Annotated in this window: 3 protein-coding genes; 1 reads left to right on the forward strand and 2 read right to left on the reverse strand. The window is 43.1% G+C overall.

Going from position 1 to position 3,210, the window contains the following annotated elements:
* Positions 1-129: 129 nt before the first annotated feature.
* Entirely contained in the window at positions 130-1,089 is a 960-nt protein-coding gene (locus ACEW8U_RS04275; protein WP_373520796.1) for a tryptophan 2,3-dioxygenase family protein, read from the reverse strand.
* 117 nt (positions 1,090-1,206) lie between these two features.
* On the opposite strand from ACEW8U_RS04275, the gene ACEW8U_RS04280 reads away from it, so the two are divergent.
* Complete coding sequence (locus ACEW8U_RS04280; protein ID WP_373520797.1) at positions 1,207-2,415, forward strand: acyl-CoA dehydrogenase family protein; 1,209 nt, start codon at positions 1,207-1,209, stop codon at positions 2,413-2,415.
* A 528-nt stretch (positions 2,416-2,943) separates the two neighbouring features.
* On the opposite strand, the gene ACEW8U_RS04285 is transcribed toward ACEW8U_RS04280, so the two are convergent.
* The coding region (locus tag ACEW8U_RS04285) for a hypothetical protein (RefSeq protein WP_373520798.1) at positions 2,944-3,210 on the reverse strand (267 nt) is incomplete at its 5' end.

The raw sequence follows: 3,210 nt of genomic DNA on the forward strand, positions 1-3,210 counted from the left end.
GGAGAGGCCATTGACACAATTGAACGAAGATCATCTTATCCAATCTCTTTTTTCTTAGCTTCTGGTTCTCGCATCTCGCTTCTCGCTTCTCCCTTCTTGGTACTTGGTTCATTGTACTTTGTACTCCCATCATTCTTCCCCAAACACTTCCCTCACTACCCAACCTTTCCCCCACTCTTCTCTTTCTTTTTCAGTCCAAAGTTCAGGATAGAAGATGACTTTTTGGAAACGTGGCGGTAAGTATTTTTGCCAATTGGTACCCCCTGTAGCTGCTATGTCAACCGGGTCTCTTTGGAGATAACGGACGGCTGATTTGTAATGGGCCAAGGGCCAGAATACATTGGCTTTAAGGTCAAAATCCTTCATCAACTTGGTCAGTTCATCGTCTTTTTCCGTGCAGGAAAGGTATTTCTGCCAAATGTTATTCGATCTGTAATTATCGATAAACTCTTTCAACCTTATTCCATATTTTTTCTCAAAGGTCTTTAAAGTCAGTGTTTTTTCTCCTGAAGCAAGTTCGACAGCCCCATGTTGCCAATACAGGTTATCAAACAGCTTATTGACATCAGATTCCTCTTTCATTTTCTCCCTGATATCTTTGAAAAGCAATTGTTGTGCATCACAGGCCAGAATTTCGATGACCCGGTATTGGGCGCTTTGAAAACCGCTTGATGGCAAAAGAGACATCCTGAATTTTAAAAACTGCTCCCTTTCCATGCCTTTCCACATCACCGCAAAAGAAGAAATCAATTGGTCAAAATACATGTTGACCCTTTCCAATCTTTCTTTAAAAAACCGGGTATCAATCGGTTCCCTTTCTGCAATCTGTTCCAATTCCCAAATGATCAGCTTAAAGTATAGCTCGGTGATCTGATGGTACATGATAAAGATTTTTTCATCCTTGAAGGAGGTTCTTGGCTGTTGGAGGGAAAGAAGAATATCAAGGTTGATGTAATCCCAATAAGTCATATAATCTGCATACAACAGTCCTTCGAGGTAGGAAGAAAGGTCCTGACCGGAAGCTTTGAATTTTTCCTGAAGTAGCTCTATTTTATCTAAAACGTCTTTTGGGTATTGGACTGTGCTCATGTGCGAATTTTTTGCTCAAATAGGTAGTTTTTTCCCCTACTTCTTGTTTATTTCATGGCGGGAAAGCAGCATTTCGGCTGTAAAAATCCATTTAAATTAGCAATAAACCAAAAGAATATGGAAAGTACAGCAACTGTCCACAAGTCATTGAAACAGGATATGTTTGAAGGAGTAGACTTTTATCAGATCGATGACCTCTTGACCGAGGAACACATTCTTATCCGTTCATCCATCCGTGATTTTGTCAAAAAAGAGATCAGTCCTTATATTGAAGATTGGGCCCAAAAAGCCCATTTCCCTTATGAAATAGTAAAAAAATTCGGTAATGTTGGCGCCTTTGGCCCACAAATACCTGAGGAATATGGTGGCGGAGGTTTGGATTATATCTCCTATGGTCTGATCATGCAGGAAATAGAAAGAGGCGATTCCGGAATGCGGTCTACAGCCTCTGTACAGGGTTCATTGGTGATGTACCCTATTTATAAATTCGGGTCCGAAGAGCAAAGGAAAAAATACCTGCCCAAATTGGCTTCAGGTGAAATATTGGGCTGCTTCGGTCTGACTGAACCTGACCATGGTTCAAACCCCAGTGGCATGACAACCAACTTCAAAGATATGGGTGACCATTACTTGTTGAACGGTGCCAAGATGTGGATTTCCAATTCTCCAAAAGCAGAAATTGCTGTAGTATGGGCCAAAAATGAGGAAGGAAGAATCCATGGACTGATCGTGGAAAGAGGTATGGAAGGGTTTAGCACACCTGAAACCCATAACAAATGGTCCCTTCGTGCGTCATGTACTGGCGAGTTGGTTTTTGACAATGTGAAAGTCCCCAAAGAAAACCTCTTGCCCAACAAATCGGGTTTGGGTGCACCTTTGATGTGTTTGGATTCCGCCAGGTATGGCATTGCTTGGGGAACTTTGGGTGCTGCGATGGATTGCTACGATTCTGCAAGAAGGTATGCACTGGAGCGAATACAGTTTGACAAACCAATTGCTTCATTCCAACTGATCCAAAAGAAATTAGCCGAGATGCTGACCGAAATCACCAAGGCCCAATTGCTGGTCTGGAAACTGGGGAAAATGATGAATGAAGGCAAAGCCACCACTTCCCATATTTCATTGGCCAAAAGAAACAATGTGGCTATGGCCTTGGACATCGCCCGCGAAGCCCGTCAGATTCACGGCGGTATGGGCATCACGGGTGAATACCCGATTATGCGCCACATGATGAATCTGGAATCGGTGGTAACTTATGAAGGAACTCATGATATACATTTGTTGATTTTGGGGCAGGAGATTACGGGGATAGCGGCTTTTAAGTAAGAAGAGTTTCCCGCAAAGACGCGGAGGCGCAAAGAATATGTTCTTAAAGATGGGTGGGATTTTCCCACAAAGACACTAAGGCACAAAGAAAGGTTTGGGTGTTTTTTTTGGTCATTCTGAGTCCCCAACATTTTTAAAATGTTCAGAATTGGTAAGGACATTTGGGTCAAATTAAATGGGCCTCGGCAAGCTCGGCCATCGGGGTCGTCTTTGGGGGAGGTGGGGTGAGGGAAAAGCGGCGTCGCCGCTTTTCCCACACCCCACCTCAATTAACCAAATCATCCGTTCCCCGAGCTTGCCTAGGGGCAATTTCTAATTCTGTCATTGGTAACCAAGCTTCTCCAACCTTATTTTGTTAAAATAACCTTTTGCGAAGTGAAAGCATGCCCCATAGCATTTCGGGGAATCTTTTGAAAATTAGTAGGTATAAGACACGATTGTCATTCTGGACGCTGCCTCTCCAACCTTTATTTTTTATGAGAACCTAGTTCAATGTGAACGCAAGCCCCGCAGCATTTCGGGGAATCTCTATTCCTTTACACACCGCAAACTGTAACCATCTCTGGAATTGACGGAAATGCCTGTAGACAAATAATCCTCTGATCCTTGTAGAATTCCTAAATATGGATATCCTCTTTGATCCTTGTAGCTTGTCCAAAATGTAGAAAACGCCACACCACTTGGGCCAAAACCTCCATCTGTACCCGAGCGGAAACCACTCGGCAAAAATCGAAGGCCGGATAGATTGTTGGATTTTAAAGAACCAATTGGCCAACCAGCTACAGCTTTTATATA

This window comes from Aquiflexum sp., from assembly GCF_041751335.1.
Taxonomy (GTDB): Bacteria; Bacteroidota; Bacteroidia; order Cytophagales; family Cyclobacteriaceae; genus Aquiflexum.